The sequence below is a fragment of the Streptomyces sp. NPDC102360 genome (genome assembly GCF_044766085.1).
In the GTDB taxonomy this organism is placed as follows: domain Bacteria; phylum Actinomycetota; class Actinomycetes; order Streptomycetales; family Streptomycetaceae; genus Streptomyces.
Genome location: NZ_JBIWLG010000017.1, coordinates 86,767 through 102,911 on the forward strand (window position 1 = coordinate 86,767; position 16,145 = coordinate 102,911).

Annotated in this window: 16 protein-coding genes; 10 read left to right on the forward strand and 6 right to left on the reverse strand. The window is 70.3% G+C overall.

All coding sequences use genetic code 11. The features are described from left to right. Positions 1-12: 12 nt before the first annotated feature. A complete protein-coding gene (locus ACIRHA_RS39595; RefSeq protein ID WP_403856076.1) occupies positions 13-411 on the reverse strand; it encodes a hypothetical protein in 399 nt (132 codons plus the stop codon). A 122-nt stretch (positions 412-533) separates the two neighbouring features. Continuing rightward, positions 534-1,745, reverse strand: coding sequence for a pyridoxal phosphate-dependent aminotransferase (locus ACIRHA_RS39600; protein WP_403856078.1), 1,212 nt, complete (start codon positions 1,743-1,745; stop codon positions 534-536). 251 nt (positions 1,746-1,996) lie between these two features. Here ACIRHA_RS39600 and ACIRHA_RS39605 point away from each other — a divergent pair, with 251 nt between their 5' ends. Continuing rightward, entirely contained in the window at positions 1,997-2,614 is a 618-nt protein-coding gene (locus tag ACIRHA_RS39605; RefSeq protein ID WP_403856080.1) for an alpha-ketoglutarate-dependent dioxygenase AlkB, read from the forward strand. Between the two features lie 9 nt (positions 2,615-2,623). Here the strand turns inward: ACIRHA_RS39605 and ACIRHA_RS39610 are convergent, their stop codons facing one another. Continuing rightward, the gene (locus ACIRHA_RS39610) at positions 2,624-4,222 is read right to left on the reverse strand and encodes an amidohydrolase family protein (RefSeq protein ID WP_403856082.1); all 1,599 of its coding nucleotides are present in this window, start codon (positions 4,220-4,222) and stop codon (positions 2,624-2,626) included. Positions 4,223-4,408: 186 nt separating this feature from the next. Beyond that, entirely contained in the window at positions 4,409-5,731 is a 1,323-nt protein-coding gene (locus tag ACIRHA_RS39615) for an alanine racemase (protein ID WP_403856084.1), read from the reverse strand. Positions 5,732-5,864: 133 nt separating this feature from the next. Between ACIRHA_RS39615 and ACIRHA_RS39620 the strand changes: the two genes are divergently transcribed. The 6 genes from ACIRHA_RS39620 to ACIRHA_RS39645 all read left to right on the forward strand — a co-directional run bounded on the left by ACIRHA_RS39620 (position 5,865) and on the right by ACIRHA_RS39645 (position 11,770). Then, positions 5,865-6,938 (forward strand): sugar kinase, encoded by a 1,074-nt coding sequence (locus ACIRHA_RS39620; RefSeq protein WP_403856086.1) that lies wholly within the window; start codon positions 5,865-5,867, stop codon positions 6,936-6,938. Then, entirely contained in the window at positions 6,935-7,684 is a 750-nt protein-coding gene (locus tag ACIRHA_RS39625; protein WP_403856088.1) for an IclR family transcriptional regulator, read from the forward strand. Before ACIRHA_RS39620 ends, ACIRHA_RS39625 begins: the two co-directional genes overlap by 4 nt. A 62-nt stretch (positions 7,685-7,746) precedes the next feature. Beyond that, on the forward strand, positions 7,747-8,157 hold the full coding sequence (locus tag ACIRHA_RS39630) for a RidA family protein (RefSeq protein ID WP_351340763.1): 411 nt from the start codon (positions 7,747-7,749) through the stop codon (positions 8,155-8,157). A 112-nt stretch (positions 8,158-8,269) separates the two neighbouring features. After that, positions 8,270-9,751: a GntP family permease gene (locus ACIRHA_RS39635; RefSeq protein ID WP_403856091.1), complete on the forward strand. Its 1,482-nt coding sequence runs from the start codon at positions 8,270-8,272 to the stop codon at positions 9,749-9,751. Positions 9,752-9,825: 74 nt separating this feature from the next. Next, entirely contained in the window at positions 9,826-10,344 is a 519-nt protein-coding gene (locus ACIRHA_RS39640; RefSeq protein ID WP_403856093.1) for a hypothetical protein, read from the forward strand. A 94-nt stretch (positions 10,345-10,438) separates the two neighbouring features. After that, positions 10,439-11,770: an Nramp family divalent metal transporter gene (locus ACIRHA_RS39645; protein ID WP_403856095.1), complete on the forward strand. Its 1,332-nt coding sequence runs from the start codon at positions 10,439-10,441 to the stop codon at positions 11,768-11,770. Between the two features lie 6 nt (positions 11,771-11,776). Here ACIRHA_RS39645 and ACIRHA_RS39650 read toward each other — a convergent pair whose 3' ends face one another. Next, entirely contained in the window at positions 11,777-12,337 is a 561-nt protein-coding gene (locus tag ACIRHA_RS39650; protein ID WP_403856097.1) for a hypothetical protein, read from the reverse strand. A gap of 122 nt (positions 12,338-12,459) precedes the next feature. Here ACIRHA_RS39650 and ACIRHA_RS39655 point away from each other — a divergent pair, with 122 nt between their 5' ends. Then, complete coding sequence (locus ACIRHA_RS39655; protein ID WP_403856099.1) at positions 12,460-12,987, forward strand: PadR family transcriptional regulator; 528 nt, start codon at positions 12,460-12,462, stop codon at positions 12,985-12,987. Between the two features lie 48 nt (positions 12,988-13,035). On the opposite strand, the gene ACIRHA_RS39660 is transcribed toward ACIRHA_RS39655, so the two are convergent. Beyond that, positions 13,036-14,055, reverse strand: coding sequence for a chitinase (locus tag ACIRHA_RS39660; protein WP_403856101.1), 1,020 nt, complete (start codon positions 14,053-14,055; stop codon positions 13,036-13,038). Positions 14,056-14,345: 290 nt separating this feature from the next. Here ACIRHA_RS39660 and ACIRHA_RS39665 point away from each other — a divergent pair, with 290 nt between their 5' ends. Continuing rightward, positions 14,346-15,287 carry a hypothetical protein gene (locus tag ACIRHA_RS39665; protein WP_403856103.1) on the forward strand — a complete coding sequence of 314 codons (942 nt, stop codon included), beginning with the start codon at positions 14,346-14,348 and terminating at the stop codon, positions 15,285-15,287. Between the two features lie 55 nt (positions 15,288-15,342). Continuing rightward, a complete protein-coding gene (cpaB, locus tag ACIRHA_RS39670; RefSeq protein WP_403856105.1) occupies positions 15,343-16,062 on the forward strand; it encodes a Flp pilus assembly protein CpaB in 720 nt (239 codons plus the stop codon). Positions 16,063-16,145: the final 83 nt, after the last annotated feature.

Consider the following 16,145-nt stretch of genomic DNA (forward strand, 5'->3'; position numbering starts at 1 on the left):
CTTGGGCCGGGCTCAGGCGGCGACGAGGGCGTGCGCCTCCATGCGCTGCGCCGCCAGGATCGCGGCGGCGGTGTCGGCGCGGGAGGCCGCGACCACCAGGGCGCGGCCCGCGAGGGCGTGTGCCCGCTGGTGCAGGGCGTCGAGGCCGGGTTCGTGGATGGCGGCGGCCACCGAGGCGCGGACCGGCATGAGGCCTCCGCGCAGCCGGGCCACCTGTGAGGCCAGAGCCTCCGCCGCCTCATCCAGGTCGGCGCCCGGCACGAGCTGGCGCAGCTCGTCCGTCACGGCGAGGAGGGCGGCCAGATGGCCGGCAAGCTGGATGTCCAGCTCCTCCTCGCGGGAGCGGTGCGGGAATTCGCCGCTGTCGGCCGCCGTCGAGTGGACCGACTTGGTGCGGATCGGCTCGTACATAGGAGGCCTCCAGGGCGTGCGTGTCAGCTTGGCCTCCATCGTACCTTAGATCGTGTCTAAATTAGAACTTGTCCAAAGTAGGAGTGTCACGGACACGGAACCGGCCTCGGGCCCGGTCGCTGTCACGGCTGGCTGTAGCCGTCCAGGAAGTTCCCGATCCGGGTGACCGCCTCCGTCAGCTGCCGGGTGTCGGGCAGCGTGACGACGCGGAAGTGGTCGGGCTCCGGCCAGTTGAAGCCGGTGCCGTGCACCACCATGATCTTCTCGGCCCGCAGCAGGTCGAGCACCAGCTGCCGGTCGTCCTTGACCTTGAAGACCTTGGGGTCGAGGCGCGGGAAGAGGTACAGGGCCCCCTTGGGCTTCACGCAGGTCACGCCCGGGATCTGCGTGAGCAGCTCGTACGCGACGTCCCGCTGCTCCTTCAACCGTCCGCCGGGCAGCACCAGATCGTTCACCGTCTGGCGTCCGCTGAGCGCCGCGACGACGCCGTGCTGGCCCGGCATGTTCGCGCACAGGCGCATGTTCGCCAGGATCGTCAGGCCCTCGATGTACGACTCCGCGTGCGCACGCGGCCCGGAGATCGCCATCCAGCCGACGCGGTAGCCGGCCACGCGGTACGCCTTCGACATGCCGTTGAAGGTGAGCGTCATCAGGTCCGGCGCGATGGCGGCGGTCGGGGTGTGCGTGGCGCCGTCGTAGAGGATCTTGTCGTAGATTTCGTCGGAGCAGACGAGGAGGTTGTGGCGGCGGGCGATGTCGGTGATGCCGCGCAGCATCTCGTCGCTGTAGACGGCGCCGGTGGGGTTGTTGGGGTTGATGATGACGATCGCCTTGGTGCGGTCGGTCACCTTGCGCTCGATGTCGGCGAGGTCCGGCATCCAGTCGGACTGCTCGTCGCAGCGGTAGTGCACGGCGGTGCCGCCGGAGAGCGAGACGGCGGCGGTCCACAGGGGGTAGTCGGGCGCGGGCACGAGCACTTCGTCCCCGTCGTCGAGCAGCCCCTGCATCGCCATCACGATCAGCTCGGAGACGCCGTTGCCGATGAAGACGTGCTCGACGTCGGTCTCCACGCCGAGGGTCTGGTAATGCATCATCACGGCGCGGCGGGCCGCGAGGAGGCCCTTGGCGTCGCCGTAGCCGTGCGCGTCCCCGAGGTTGCGGAGCATGTCCTCGAGGATCTCGGGCGGGCACTCGAAACCGAAAGCCGCCGGGTTGCCGGTGTTGAGCTTCAGGATGCGGTGCCCTGCCGCCTCCAGCCGCATCGCTTCTTCGAGAACCGGGCCACGGATCTCGTAGCAGACGTTGGAGAGCTTGGTCGACTGGATGAGCTGCATCCCCAAACTTTACGGCCGTGTTTCGGGATGCCGCGCACCCTTTGCCGGCCGGTGGGGCGGCCCGGTCGGCGCGGGTTTCGGATGCGGTGGCACGGGGTGCCGGATGCCTCCGGAACGGCGGGTTCCGGGGTGGCCGCGGCTTTGATGCGGCGGGTCGGCGGGGCGGGTGAGATGGGCCACGCCCGTCCTGCGGGCGCGCCACGGGCCCGTCTAATCGCGCACTTGTTCGAAACATTCGCTACGGTGGAGCCATGCTTCAGGGATCGCTCTTCGACCAGGCCGAGGACATCGCGCTCGGCGGGCTCGGTGCGGTGCGGCGGACCGTGCTGGGGAACGGGGCCTGGATCGACGTACTGCCCGGGTGGCTGAGCGGCGCCGACCCGCTGTTCGAACACCTCGCGGACACCGTCCCGTGGAAGGCCGAGCGGCGGCAGATGTACGAGCGGATGGTCGACGTGCCGCGGCTGCTCAGGTTCTACGACGCGGGGGAGGCGCTGCCGCACCCTGTGCTCGACGCGGCACGGGACACGCTGTCGGCGCACTACGCAAGGGAGTTGGGCGAGCCGTTCAGCACGGCGGGCCTCTGCTACTACCGGGACGGGCGGGACAGCGTCGCCTGGCACGGTGACCGGATCGGGCGCGGCGCCCGCGAGGACACGATGGTCGCCATCCTGTCGGTGGGCACGCCGCGGGATCTGACGCTGCGGCCCGTCGGCGGCGGTCCCGTCGTGCGCCGCCCGCTCGGGCACGGCGACCTCATCGTGATGGGCGGGTCCTGCCAGCGGACCTGGGAGCACGCGATCCCCAAGTCCGCCCGCGCGGCCGGAGGCCGGATCAGCGTCCAGTTCCGGCCGCGCGGGGTGCGGTGATCGCAGCGGTCAGACGGTCCTGCGCACCGACCGGCCCGCGAGGACGTCCGTGCGCTTGCCGTCCTCGATCACGAACCGCCCGTCGACGAGGACGTGCGGGATGCCGGCCGGCAGCGTCCGCGGCGCCTCGAACGTGGAGCCCGCCGCGACCGTCTCCGGGTCGAACAGGACCAGGTCGGCGCGGTACCCCTCGCGGACCAGGCCGCGGTCCGGCAGGCGCAGGCGGGCGGCCGGGCGCGAGGTGAGGTGCGCGACCGTCTCCTCCAGGGACATGATGCCGAGGTCGCGCGCGTAGTGGCCCAGGTAGTGCGGGAACGTGCCGTACGCGCGCGGGTGCGGCTTGTAGCCCTGGAGGATGCCGTCGCTGCCCCCGGTGTGCACCGGGTGCTGCATGATCGCCCGCACGTTGTCCTCGTGGCCGACGTGCTGGAGGATCGTCGAGCCCAGCTTGTCGCTGATGAGGAGCCGGCGGGCGGTGACCCAGGGAGCCTCGCCGCGCTCGGCGGCGGCCTGCGCGACGGTCTTGCCGACACAGGACGCGAGGCCCGGGTCGGAGACGCCCGAGATCTCGATCCTGTCCCACTCGATCGGCACGCCGTGACAGCCGTCCGCGCCGATCTCCTCGACGTGGTGCCGGATCCGCTCGGCGGTCTCGTCGTCCTTCAGGCGCGCGAGCGTGGCGTCGGGGCCGCCCTCGTTGGCCCAGCTCGGCAGCATCGCCACGAGCGTCGTGGCGCCCGGGGTGTACGGGTACGTGTCGAGGCTGATGTCGGCGCCGTCCGCGATGGCCTCGTCGAGGAGGGCCAGCAGGTCGACGCCCTTGCCCTTGTTCACGCCGAAGTTCATGGTGGCGTGCGCGAGGTGCAGGGAGCAGCCCGCGGTGCGGGTCAGCTCCACCATCTCCCGGTACGCGTCGAGCGCGCCGGCGCCGTAACTGCGGTGGTGCGGGCAGTAGTAGCCGTCGTACGAGGCCACCACCCGGCACAGTTCGGTGAGTTCGGCGTCCTTCGCGTACATGCCGGGGGTGTAGGTGAGGCCGGACGACATGCCGACGGCGCCCTGCTCCATGCCCTCGGCCACGAGCCGCTTCATGTGGTCGAGCTCGTCCGGGGTCGCGTCCCTGTCGTCCCAGCCGACCGCGTACATACGGACGGTGCCCTGCGGGATGAGGTACGCGGCGTTTACCGCGGTGCCCTGGCGGTCGATGCGGTCGAGGTACTCGCCGACCGTGCGCCAGTCGAAGTCGATGTCGCTTCCGTCGCCGTTCCAGCCGGTGATGGCCTGGCGGACCTGGGCGAGGGTGCGGTCGTCGACGGGGGCGTAGGACAGGCCGTCCTGGCCGAGGACTTCGAGGGTGACGCCCTGGGCGGCCTTCGCGCTGTGGTCGGGGTCGCGGAGCACGGCGAGGTCGCTGTGCGCGTGCATGTCGATGAAGCCGGGGGAGAGGGCGAGGCCGTCGGCGTTCAGCGTGCGCTGGGCGGTCGGGCGGGGGCCGGTGCCCTCCGGGGTGATCTCGGCGATCCGGCCGTCCTTGACGGCCACGTCGGCTCGGTACGAAGTGCCGCCGCTGCCGTCAATGACGCGCGCGTCGCGGATGACCAGGTCCATGGGGGGTGCCTCACTTGTTTCAAGCCCCTGCGGCGATTGAGCAGCGGGGTCCGGGGCGGAGCCCCGTGGCGGTGCCGTGGTGGGGCCGTCGTGTCGGCGCGCGGCGCCGGGGTGCCGCCTTGCCCACCCTGCCGCCCAAGGCGGCAGATTGCCCAAGGCGGCGCAGGGTGGATCGTGGCGGGCTGCTCAGAAGTACGTGCGGATGTAGTCCGTGACCGTGCCGTCCGATTCCACCAGGGGGATCAGCTGCCACTTGTCGAAGGAGGTGCACGGGTGCGAGAGGCCCATGCCGAGCCAGTCGCCCACCTCGACGTCCGCACCCGGCTCCGTACGAACCCAACCGTGCTGGTCGGAGAGGCCCGTGACCGCGACCCCCGCGGCCTCGCGGACCTCACCCGTCCGCGCGTCCCGGACGACCTGCGCCTCGGGCAGGTCGATGTCGTACGCGGCGTCCCGCTTGCCCGCGTTGGTGAACGCCTGCTCGTCGTTGGGACGGGAGACGAACTGCGCCCACAGCCGGAACGCCGGCTCCAGCGCACCCTCCTCCGGGACCCGGTTGAAGGGGGTGAGGTGCCGGTAGTGGCCGTCGTCGTGCGAGACGTACGCGCCGGAGCGGAGCAACTTCAGGACAGGAACGCTCAGTTCGGGGATCTCGGCGAACACGTCCGCCACCGCGTCGAACCACGCGGAGCCACCCGCGCTCACCACGATCTCGTCGAGGTCGCGGTCGGGCCCCGCGAACCGGCCCGCCTTGTCGAAGTCCGCCGCGAGCGCCACCAGCCGGCGCAGCCACGCCCGCACCCGCTCACCGTCGGCGTCCGGCACCTCGCCCTCGTACCCGGCGACACCCACCAGACGCAGCGCGGAGGAGGCGGCCACCGCGTCCGCGATCGCCGCGCAGTCCGCCTCGGTACGGGCCCCGGTGCGCGCGCCGTCGCCCGCGCCCAGCTCCACGACCACGTCGACCGGGCGGCCCGCGCCGGCCTCGGCCAGCGCGGCCTGCATCGACTCCACGCCGCGCACGGAGTCGACGTAGCAGATGAAGCGGAAGGACGGGTCCGCGTCCAGCTCCCCCGAAAGCCAGCGCAGCGCTGCCGCGTCGACGAGCTCGTTCGCCAGGAAGATCCGGTCGATGCCGAACTCCCTTGCCACGCGCACCTGGTGGGGGACCGCGAGGGTGATGCCCCACGCGCCGTGCTCCAGCTGCCGGTGGAAGAGCTGCGGGGCCATCGACGTCTTGCCGTGCGGGGCGAAGGCGAGGCCGTGGCGCGCCGAGTACGTCTCCATGAGCGCGAGGTTGTGCTCCAGGCGCTCGGCGGAGAGGGCGAGGACGGGGGTGGTGAAGCCGTCCGTGAAGAGGTTCAGGCGGCGGGCGGCCAGCTCGCCGACCGTCGCGCCGTCCGCCTCGGGAGGCAGCCCCTTGAAGCGGAAGTCCACCCGCTCCCGCGCCAGGTCCTCAAGACGAGCGGTACGGCGCTCGACGGCAGTGTCGGCGTTCTGGGCGGTCACGGCGCCTCCTCCAGGCAGCCCGTTGCACCATTTGCAACGGTCATTGCGTATGTCGCTTCATGCTGTCTAACATCCGAGCCAACGTCGGGTCAACGGAGCCCGAAGTCCCCTGCCGCGAGGAGTGCGACCCATCGTGACCGCCACCGGACCCGCAGTACCGAACAGCGCACCCGACGCCGTCGCCCCCGACGTCGTCGCGCTCGGCGAGTCCATGGTCACGTTCCGGCCCGCCGTGCCGGGGCGGCTCGCCGACGTGCCCTCGTTCGATCGCGGGATCGGCGGCGCCGAGTCCAACGTGGCGTGCGTGCTCGCCGCCGCGGGGCACCGCTCCGCCTGGGTCAGCCGGGTCGGCGCCGACGGGTTCGGCGACCACCTCGTGGAGGCCATCGGCGCGTACGGCGTGGACACCGGAGCCGTACGCCGTGATCTGCACCGCCCCACCGGCATCTACTTCCGCACGGCGGGCGACCGGTCCACCGCCGCCCACGAGGTCGCCTACTACCGCGCCGGGTCCGCCGCCTCCGCGATGTCCACCGCCAACCTGGACCTGGACGCGCTGCGCTCCGGCCGGATCCTGCACCTGTCCGGGATCACCGCAGCGCTCTCCGACAGCTGCCTCGACCTGCTGCGCGAGCTGACCGCACCGCGCGCGGGCCGCCCCCTTGTCTCCTTCGACGTCAACTACCGCCCCGGCCTGTGGTCCGGCTCGGCCGAGGGCCCGGAGGTGCTCCTGGAACTCGCGCGCCGCGCCGACATCGTCTTCGTCGGCGACGACGAGGCCGAGGACGCCTGGGGCATCACCGGCGGACCGGACGCGATCCGGGACGCGCTGCCCGAGCCCGCGCTGCTCGTCGTCAAGCGGGGCGCCGACGGCGCGATCGCCTACGACGCCGACGGCCGCCACGAGGAGCCCTCCCCGCGCGTCGACGTCGTCGCCGCCGTGGGCGCGGGCGACGCCTTCGCCGCCGGATTCCTCTCCGCCACGCTGCGCGGGCTGCCCGTCGCCGAGCGCCTGCGCCACGGCCACCTCTGGGCCGCCGTCGCCCTCACCGAGCCCGGCGACCTCGCCGCGCCCCCGAGCCGCGCCCGGGCGGACCGCCTGGTCGGCCTCGACGCGGCGCGGTGGGGGACACTGCACGTCGGCCCCGGTTGGGCGGCAGCCGATGCCGCCGACGAGCCGGCCGCAGAGGAGGTACGTACGCCATGAGCCAGACCGTCGACCGCGCGCTCAGCATCCTGCCGCTGCTCGCCGAGGGACCCGCCGACCTGGGCCAGGTCGCCGACCGCCTCGACGTGCACAAGTCCACGGCGCTGCGCCTGCTGCGCACCCTCCACGAGCACGGCCTGGTCTACCGGCAGACCGACCAGCGCTACCGCCTCGGCGCCCGCCTCTTCGCGCTCGCCCAGGAGGCCGTCGAGAACCTCGACGTCCGCGAGATCGCCCACGCCCACCTCGTCGAACTCAACGAGAAGGTCGGGCACACCATCCACCTCGCCGTGTACGCGGAGAACGAGGTCCTCTACATCGACAAGGTCGAGAGCCGCTACCCGGTGCGCATGTACTCGCGCGTCGGCAAGCCGGTCGCCATCACCGTGGCCGCCGTCGCCAAGCTGCTGCTCGCCGACCTCTCCGAAGCCGAGCGCCGCGCCCTCGCGGAGAAGCTCGACTACCCCATGTACACGTCCCGTTCGACCCCCAACGCCGCGGCTTTCCTGCGGGAGTTGGAGAAGGTCCGCGAACAGGGCTGGGCCACCGATCTCGGTGGTCACGAGGAGTCCATCAACTGCGTCGGCGCCCCCATCCGCGGCGCGGACGGCCGGGTCGTCGCCGCCATGTCGGTCTCCGCGCCGAATGTCGTCGTCACCGCCGAGGAACTCCTCACGCTGCTCCCGCTGGTGCGCCGCACGGCGGAAGCCATCAGCCGGGACTACTCCGGTACCCCTCCCAAGTAGCCCGGCCCGCCAGAACCCCCAAGTACCCCCAAGTAACACCCCTCAAAGAAGGACCAGTTCTCATGACCGAGAAGACCGCGCTCACGCCCTCCACCCACACCACCCCGCCGGCGAAGTTCTCGCACGGCGTCAAGAAGGGCAACATCCTTCAGGTCGCGGGTCAGGTCGGCTTCCTGCCGGCCGAGGAGGGCAAGGCCCCGACCCCCGCGGGCCCGACGCTGAAGGAGCAGACGCTCCAGACCTTCGCCAACGTCAAGGCGATCCTCGAAGAGGGCGGCGCGAGCTGGGACGACGTCATGATGATGCGCGTCTACCTGACGGACGTCGACCACTTCGCCGAGATGAACGCCATCTACAACGAGTACTTCGAGGGCGAGGGCCTCAAGGCCCCGGCCTCCGCCCGCACGACCGTCTACGTCGGTCTGCCCAAGGGTCTGCTCATCGAGATCGACGCGCTCGCCGTCCTGAGCTAACTCCCTTTGCCTCAACGGCACTTCGCTCGTCATCACGGCACGGCGCACCCCCACGGCGCGCCGTGCCGCGACCCCCCCTGCCCGAAAGCACCATGTACTTACGAGGTCAACGATGTCCCCGTACGCCCCGCTCGCGGCCGCCGCCGCGGAGCAGCCCGAACACACCGGTGGTCTGCTCCTCCTGATACCCGGCACGGCCGGCCTGCTGACCGTTGCCGTCCTCGGCATCGTGCTGCTGCTCTTCCTGATCATCAAGGCCCGCCTTCAGCCCTTCGTGGCCCTCCTGACGGTCTCCATCGTCGTCGGCCTCGCCGCCGGCCTCTCCGTCACCGAACTCTTCGGCACCGTCCAGAAGTCCACCGCCACGTCCGTCATCGAGGACGGCATGGGCGGCACCCTCGGACATATCGCGATCATCATCGGCCTGGGCACCATGCTCGGCGCGATCCTCGAAGTGTCCGGCGGCGCCGAGGTGTTGGCGTCCCGCCTGATCCACCTCTTCGGCGAGAAGCGCGCCCCCATCGCGATGGGCCTCACCGGCCTCATCTTCGGCATCCCCGTCTTCTTCGACGTCGGCATCTTCGTGCTCGCGCCGATCGTCTACGCGGCCGCCAAGCGCGGCGGCAAGTCGATCCTGCTGTACTGCCTGCCGCTGCTGGCCGGCCTGTCGATGACCCACGCCTTCCTGCCCCCGCACCCGGGGCCCGTCGCCGCGGCCGGACTGCTCCACGTCGACCTCGGCTGGGTCATCCTCATGGGCATCGTCTGCGGCATCCCGGCCGTGCTCGCCGCGTGGGCCTGGGCCGCCTGGATCGGCAAGAAGATCTTCGTGTCCGTGCCGCAGGACATGGTCGAGGCCGCCGACGAGGCGAAGGCCGCGCTCGCCGCGGAGCAGCGCAAGGACGGCATCACGCCCCGCGAGGACCCGGTTCCGCTCGGCATCGTCTTCACGATCATCGCCATCCCGCTGGTGCTGATCCTCGCCGCGACCTTCTCCTCGATCGCGATGGACCCCTCCACGGCCCGCTCGGTCATCGAGTTCTTCGGCAACCCGTTCGTGGCGCTCACCATCGCGCTGTTCGCCGCGTACTACCTGCTCGGCCTGCGCCGCGGCTGGTCCCGCAAGTCCCTGGAGACGGTGTCCACCTCGTCCCTGAAGCCGGTCGCCAACATTCTGCTCGTCGTCGGCGCGGGCGGGGTCTTCGGCGCCGTCCTCCAGGCCAGCGGCATCGCGCAGGCGCTGTCCGACACGTTCAGCAGCATCGGCCTGCCGATCATGGTCCTCGCGTACCTGATCTCGCTGGTGCTGCGCGTCGCGCAGGGTTCGGCGACGGTCGCCATCGTCACCACGGCCGGCATCGTGGGCCCGCTGCTCCAGGCGGGCGACTACTCGCAGCCGTACACGGCCCTCGTCATCATGGCGATCTCGGCGGGCTCCATCTTCGCCTCGCACGTCAACGACGGCGGCTTCTGGATGGTCTCCAAGTACTTCGGCATCACCGAGCGGGACACCCTGCGCACGTGGACGGTCCTGGAGTCGGTCCTGTCGGTCGCCGGGTTCGTGGTGGCCCTCGTGATCAGCCTGTTCGTCTAGCGCACCGCCGCGCACCTGTGCCGCACCCACCCCTGGGGGAGGTGCGGCACAGGCTTGTCCGCCATACTTCCGCCGTGGAGCAGCGTATGGAGAACGAGAAGGTCACGCCCGTCACCGGTGCCGGCTTCGACCCGGCGCACATCCCCGGCCTGACGGCTCCCGCACGGCAGCCGGACGCCGATGTCACGGATGCCGAAGAGACTCCGGAGGAGGTGACGACGACGCAGCCCGAAGAGGCGGAAGCGGAGGCAGAGGCAGAGGCGGACGCGGAGGCAACAGCCGAAACGGAAGCCGAGGACCCGGCGGACCCCGATGACGCCGAAGGCCCCGTCATGGAGGCCGAGGACCGCCGTGGCTCCATCACCGTCGACGCGACCGGCGTCCGTTTCACGCTCGACGACCAGGAGGCCGACTTCACCTGGGACGAGATCAGCGCGGTCGAGTACGGCACCGTCCGCAAGCGCCTCACGGTGACGGTCCACATGCCCAACAGCCGCTGGTTCCCGAACGACGTCGAGGCCCCCGACAAGGCCCGCCTCACCGAGTGGACGGACCAGTTGGACAAGGCGCTGGACACGTACTTCGAGGAGTAGAGGAGGGGTAGGGGACGGGGAGAAGCGGGATCGAACGGGAGTAGTCCGCCCCGCCCTCTTGCCAGCGGCCCAGCTTTACGCACCCTTGATGTTCATGGCGGACACCACGGGCACCCCAGGAACCGGCATCACCACCCCCTCCGACTCGCAACCCCGCAAGTCCAGCTGGAAGTACATCGGCCCCGGCATCGTCGTCGCCGCGACGGGCGTCGGGGCGGGCGATCTCGTCGCCACCCTCATCGCGGGCAGCAACTTCGGTTACACCCTGCTGTGGGCCGCGGTCCTCGGCTGCCTCGTCAAGATCAGCCTCGCGGAGGCGGCGGGCCGCTGGCACCTGGCCACCGGACGCACCCTCTTCGACGGCTGGGCGAGCCTCGGCAAGTGGACCACGTACTTCTTCGTGATCTACGCGGTGATCTGGGGCTTCGTGTACGGCGCCGCCGCGATGTCGTCGAGCGGACTGCCCCTTCAGGCACTGTTCCCCGACGTGTTCCCGGCCGACTGGTCGATCAAGCCGTGGGCGATTCTGTCCGGCGTGGTCGGCCTGGTCTTCGTCTGGCTGAACAAGTACAGCGTCTTCGAGAAGGTCATGACGGTGCTCGTCGGCGTCATGTTCGTCGTGACGGTCTATCTGGCGATCCGCGTCACCCCGCACCTCGGCGATGCCTTCGCCGGCCTGCTCCCGGTCCTGCCCGACGAGAAGGACTCGATCCTCAACACGCTCGGCCTGATCGGTGGCGTCGGCGGCACCATCACCCTTGCCGCGTACGGCTATTGGGTCAACGCGAAGGGCTGGACGAACACGTCGTGGATGAAGGTGATGCGCCTCGACAACCGGGTCGCGTACATCACCACCGGCATCTTCGTCGTGGCGATGCTGTTCGTCGGCGCGGAACTGCTGCACTCGTCCCACACCGCGATCGCCGAGGGCGACAAGGGACTCGTCGACCTCTCCAAGATCCTTGAGGCCCAGTACGGCACGGCGACGGCGAAGCTCTTCCTGGTCGGCTTCTTCGCCACGTCCTTCACCTCCCTCATCGGCGTCTGGCACGGCGTGAGCCTGATGTTCGCCGACTTCGTCGAGCGCTACCGCCTGTCCCGCGTCGTCACCGGCGAGGAAGTGGCGCGCGGCGACCGGGAGAAGGGCTGGCCGTTCCGCGCGTTCCTGCTGTGGATGACCTTCCCGCCGATCGTCCTGCTCTTCCAGGGCCAGCCGTTCCGCCTGGTCATCATCTACGGAGTCCTCGGCGCGGCCTTCATGCCGTTCCTGGCGCTCACCCTGGTCTGGCTGCTCAACTCCTCGCGCACACCGGCCAGTTGGCGCAACGGCTGGCTGAGCAACAGCATGCTCACCATCTCCGGCCTGCTGTTCGTCGTCCTGTGCGTGAAGCAGATCTGGGACCAGCCGTGGTCGGAGTTCTTCTAGTTCTGCCTACTTGGCGGTGGCGCGGGCCCGGGCGATGTCCGGGTAGCGCACCGTGAAGAGGATCGGCAGCGCGATGCAGGCCACGGTCAGTACGGTGCGGGCGGTGTCGCTGCCCGGCTGGGAGTGGCGCAGCCACGCGCTGCCGATCCCGCTGACGGTGAAGGACGCGGCCCACACGGCGCTGATGGTGACGTTCACCCTGTGGAACACGGGGTTGCCCCAGAACGCGGCCGGCACCTGCGTCTTCGCGATCCCCAGCGTGAACGGCCGTCCGATGAGGAGGGACCCCCAGGCGATCAGGGCCAGCCACAGCGAGGATCCGGCCGACGCGTAGTGCTCGACGAAGGCGGAGTCCGGCACGGCGAACGCGACGCCGGTGCCGACCGCGAAGAACACGGCGGCGCTCACCTCGATGACGAGCGCGTCCCAGGCACGGCCCGCGCGCCGCTGGCCCATCGCGAGCACGACGGCCAGGACGAGCCCGACGAGCAGCGCGTACCGGACCTCGATGGCGCCGATCAGCACGCTCACGGCGATCCACGGAAGGAAGCTGCGCAGGTAAGCCATGAGATCCCCCAGGTATGGTCCGGCCCGACATACGACATTCGACATTCCTGAACTGACATGTCGAAGTTAGAACTTCACGTCGCGACATGTCAATACTGGAATGTCGTGGTTACAGTAGTCCCATGAGCCTTCGACACGCACTGCTCGGCCTCCTCGCGGACGGTCCGGCCAGCGGATACGACCTGCTCGGGACCTTTCGTATCAGCCTTGAAAACGTCTGGCCCGCCACTCAGAGCCAGATTTACACCGAGTTGACCAAGCTCGACGCGGCCGAGCTGATCCGGGTCGCGGAGGAGGGGCCGCGCGGCCGCAAGACGTACGAGATCACGGACGCCGGCCGCGGCGAGCTGCGGCACTGGCTCCTTGAGGCGGCCCCGATCGGATACCGGCGCAACGACGTGCTGCTGCGGGTCTTCCTCCTCGGCACCGTGAAGGGCGGCGAGGCGCGGGCCTTCCTGCGCGGCAGGGCCGAGTCGGCGCGCGGCCGTCTCGGCGACCTGGAGGAACTCGACGCGGCGATGGACTGGAGCGCCGACCCGCTCTCGGTCTACGGCCGGCTGACCCTGGAATGGGGCAAGCGGTTCATGGCGATGCAGGCGGAGTGGGCCGACTGGGCGGAGAAGGAAGTGGCGGCGGCGGAGAACGGGTGACGGGCCGCGCCGCCGGGGGAGCGGCGGTGCGGCCCACGTACAGGGGAATTACAGGCCGTCGACGTGCGGGCCCACGGCCGAGGACCACGCGTTGCCGGACGAGGCGTCCCAGTTGGTGGACCAGGTCATCGCGCCGCGCAGGCCCGGGTAGGTCTTCGACGGCTTGAACGAACCGCAGTTCGTGCCCTTGGTGAGGCAGTCGAGGGCGTCGTTCACGACCGACGGGGCGACGTATCCGCTGCCCGCCGCGCTCGACGACGCGGGCGTGCCGATGCCGACCTGCGAGGGGTCGAGCCCGCCCTCCAGCTGGATGCAGGCAAGGGCGGTCAGGAAGTCCACGGACCCCTGGCTGTAGACCTTGCCGTCGCAGCCCAGCATCGAACCGCTGTTGTAGTACTGCATGTTGACGACGGTGAGGATGTCCTTCACCGCGAGAGCCGTCTTGAAGTACTCGGCCGAGGTCGACTGCATGTCGATGGTCTGCGGCGCCATGGTGAGCACGAACCCGCTGCCCGCCTTCGACGCCAGCGACTTCAACGCCTGCGACATGTACGTGGAGTTCAGCCCGTTCTCCAGGTCGATGTCGACCCCGTCGAAGCCGTACTCCTGCATGAGCGCGTACACGGAGTCGGCGAAGTTGGCCGCGGAGGCCGCGTCGCTGACCTGGATGGTGCCCTTCTCGCCGCCGATCGAGATGACCACGGACTTGCCCGCCGCCTGCTTGGCCTTGACGTCGGCCTTGAAGGCGTCCTCCGTGTAGCCGCCGAGGCCCGCCGAGTCGAGCGTGAAGTCGACGGCTCCGGGCTTCGCGGTGGCGTCGGCGAAGGCGATGGCAACGATGTCGTACGCGTCCGGGACATCGGCGAGTTTCTGCACGGTCGCGCCGTTGTCGAAGTTCTGCCAGTAGCCGGTGACGGCGTGCGCCGGAACGGCGGCCGTGGTGCTTTCCGCCGTACTCGCCGCATTCGCCGTACTTGTCGTGGCGAGACCGCCCACGGCGAGCGCCGCCGCCGTGAACGCGCCGAGAAGTACGCCGAGCCGGGACCGTCTGCGATAGGAATGCGCCATTTCTTCCTCCAAGTGGGGGGAGGTCTCCCGGCACCGAAGTGGGGGAGAAGTGGGGGGAGTTGGGGAAGCAGCTGCTGGCCGTACAAGCTGGTCCAGACCATTGAACTTGTCAAGGGTTGGCACCGACGCTTCTTCGCCAACCCGCCACCGGCCGACGCCGATCGCGCTGTGAACAGTGCGAAGTGGGGTGTTGCGGGGCGGCGGCGTGGATATGGTGCTCAAGCAGAACCGGGAGCACCATCGCGAGGTGCTGCCGCAGGGACGCAGAGCGACGACCGGGGGGTTCACGCGTGCCGACCGCCATAGCCGTGACCGACCCCGACCTGGTCCTCGCCTCACCGGACCGGCACACACCGACCGCCACCGTGCTGCCCGTGGGCGAACCGCAGCAGAAGTATCCGCTCGACCGCGCCCTCACCGACGTCCACACGCTGATCGAACAGCACGGGTACGTGATCGTGCTCTGCCCGGAATCGGCGCCGGACGCGACCGTGCACCGGCTGCATTCGATCCGTTCGGTGCTGGAAACCGACCGGATCGCGATCCTGCGCCCCGCGCTCCCGCCCCTCGGACTCGCCGTCCTCGCGCTGCAATTGCGCCAGTTGTCGATCTGCGACTTCAGCCCCGGGGTGCTGGCGTCGTCCGCCCGGCTGCTCGCCCACTACGTCTACGCGGGCGCGGTGGTCGGCTCCGTGGCCAAACTGGACCGGGTCCCGGTCTCCCTCAAGGCGCACGCCAAGTCCTGGTCCCCGAACGCCCAGTTCGCGGTGGTGGCCTCACCGCAACCCCAACTCCTGCGCCTGACCGGCTCCGAGACCCCCACAGGACCCGCCTTCGGGACCCGCATGGTCTACGCCGTCGGCCGCCACACCCCGGACTGGCTCACCGGCGTCCTCGCCCCCGCCTGGCGGGTGCAGGGGGTGACGCGGACGCGGCTGCCGGCCGAGTCGTCGCGGTGGTGGGCGACGGGCAGGCCGGACAACCCCGGCCGGATCGTGGAGTTCGCGGCGGCCATCCCGAACATCTCCGTGCTCTACCAACTGGTCTCGTCCGTCCGCCGCGAGCAGTGCCACTGGTGCGGCCTCGAACTCATCGGGGACCGCTGCGGGTTCTGCTCCGCGCCGCTGGCGGGCGAGGCGCCACCCGAGGGCGCGGGCGCTCCGGCGCGCTCGGCGCTCGCACCCGCGTCGGGCTCGACCCGCACGGCGCTCCCTCGCGCGCACCACCACTGACCCGAACTGGCCCTGCCCGTCCCTACCCGTCCCTACCAACGAGGTTGCCCGGTCCATGAACTCACGTCAGCGCCGCGGCGTCATACTCCTGGTCGTCTCGGCCCTGTGTGCCATCGGCGCGTTCGCCGGTGTGCTCGCGGTGATCCGTGACGTGAACTCCAAGGTGGGCGACGAGGTGGCCGCGTACCGGCTGAAGCAGGACGTGGCCCCGTACAAGCAGCTCACGGCGGACCAGTTCGAGAAGGTGGACATGCCGAAACGGTGGCTGTCGGACACGGCCGTCACCGACCTCGGCGACCTGCGCGGCAAGATCGCCGTCACGCAGCTGAAGAAGGGCTCCCTCCTCCAGACCGACATGATCGTCGACCGTCCGAAGCTGGAGGCGGGCCAGCAGGAGATCGCCATCATGATCGACGCGGAGACCGGCGTCGCCGGGAAGATCAGCCCCGGTTCGAAGGTCAACATCTACGCGACGTTCAAGGCCGAGAACGACAAGGAGAAGGACCAGTCCAAGGTCATCGTGGAGAACGCCGGCGTCATCGACGTCGGCAAGCTCACCCCGATCGACCAGCAGGGCGCCGCGGGCGACGACAGTGCCGCCCGGCGGCAGGGCGAGGCGGTCCCGATCACCTTCGCGCTGTCCGCCGCGGACGCCCAACGGGTGGCGTACGCCGAGTCCTTCGCGTCCCACGTGAGGCTGGCGCTGGTCGCCCCGGGCGCCGACGCCACGATCGCCCCTGACGACAAGTCGTACACGCTGGAGGGGGACAAGTGAGGGCACTTAAAGCCCCTGCGGCGTTTGAGCAGGTCTTTCAAGCCCCGCTCTTGGACGAGAGCCCGCGGGGTCCGGGGCGGAGC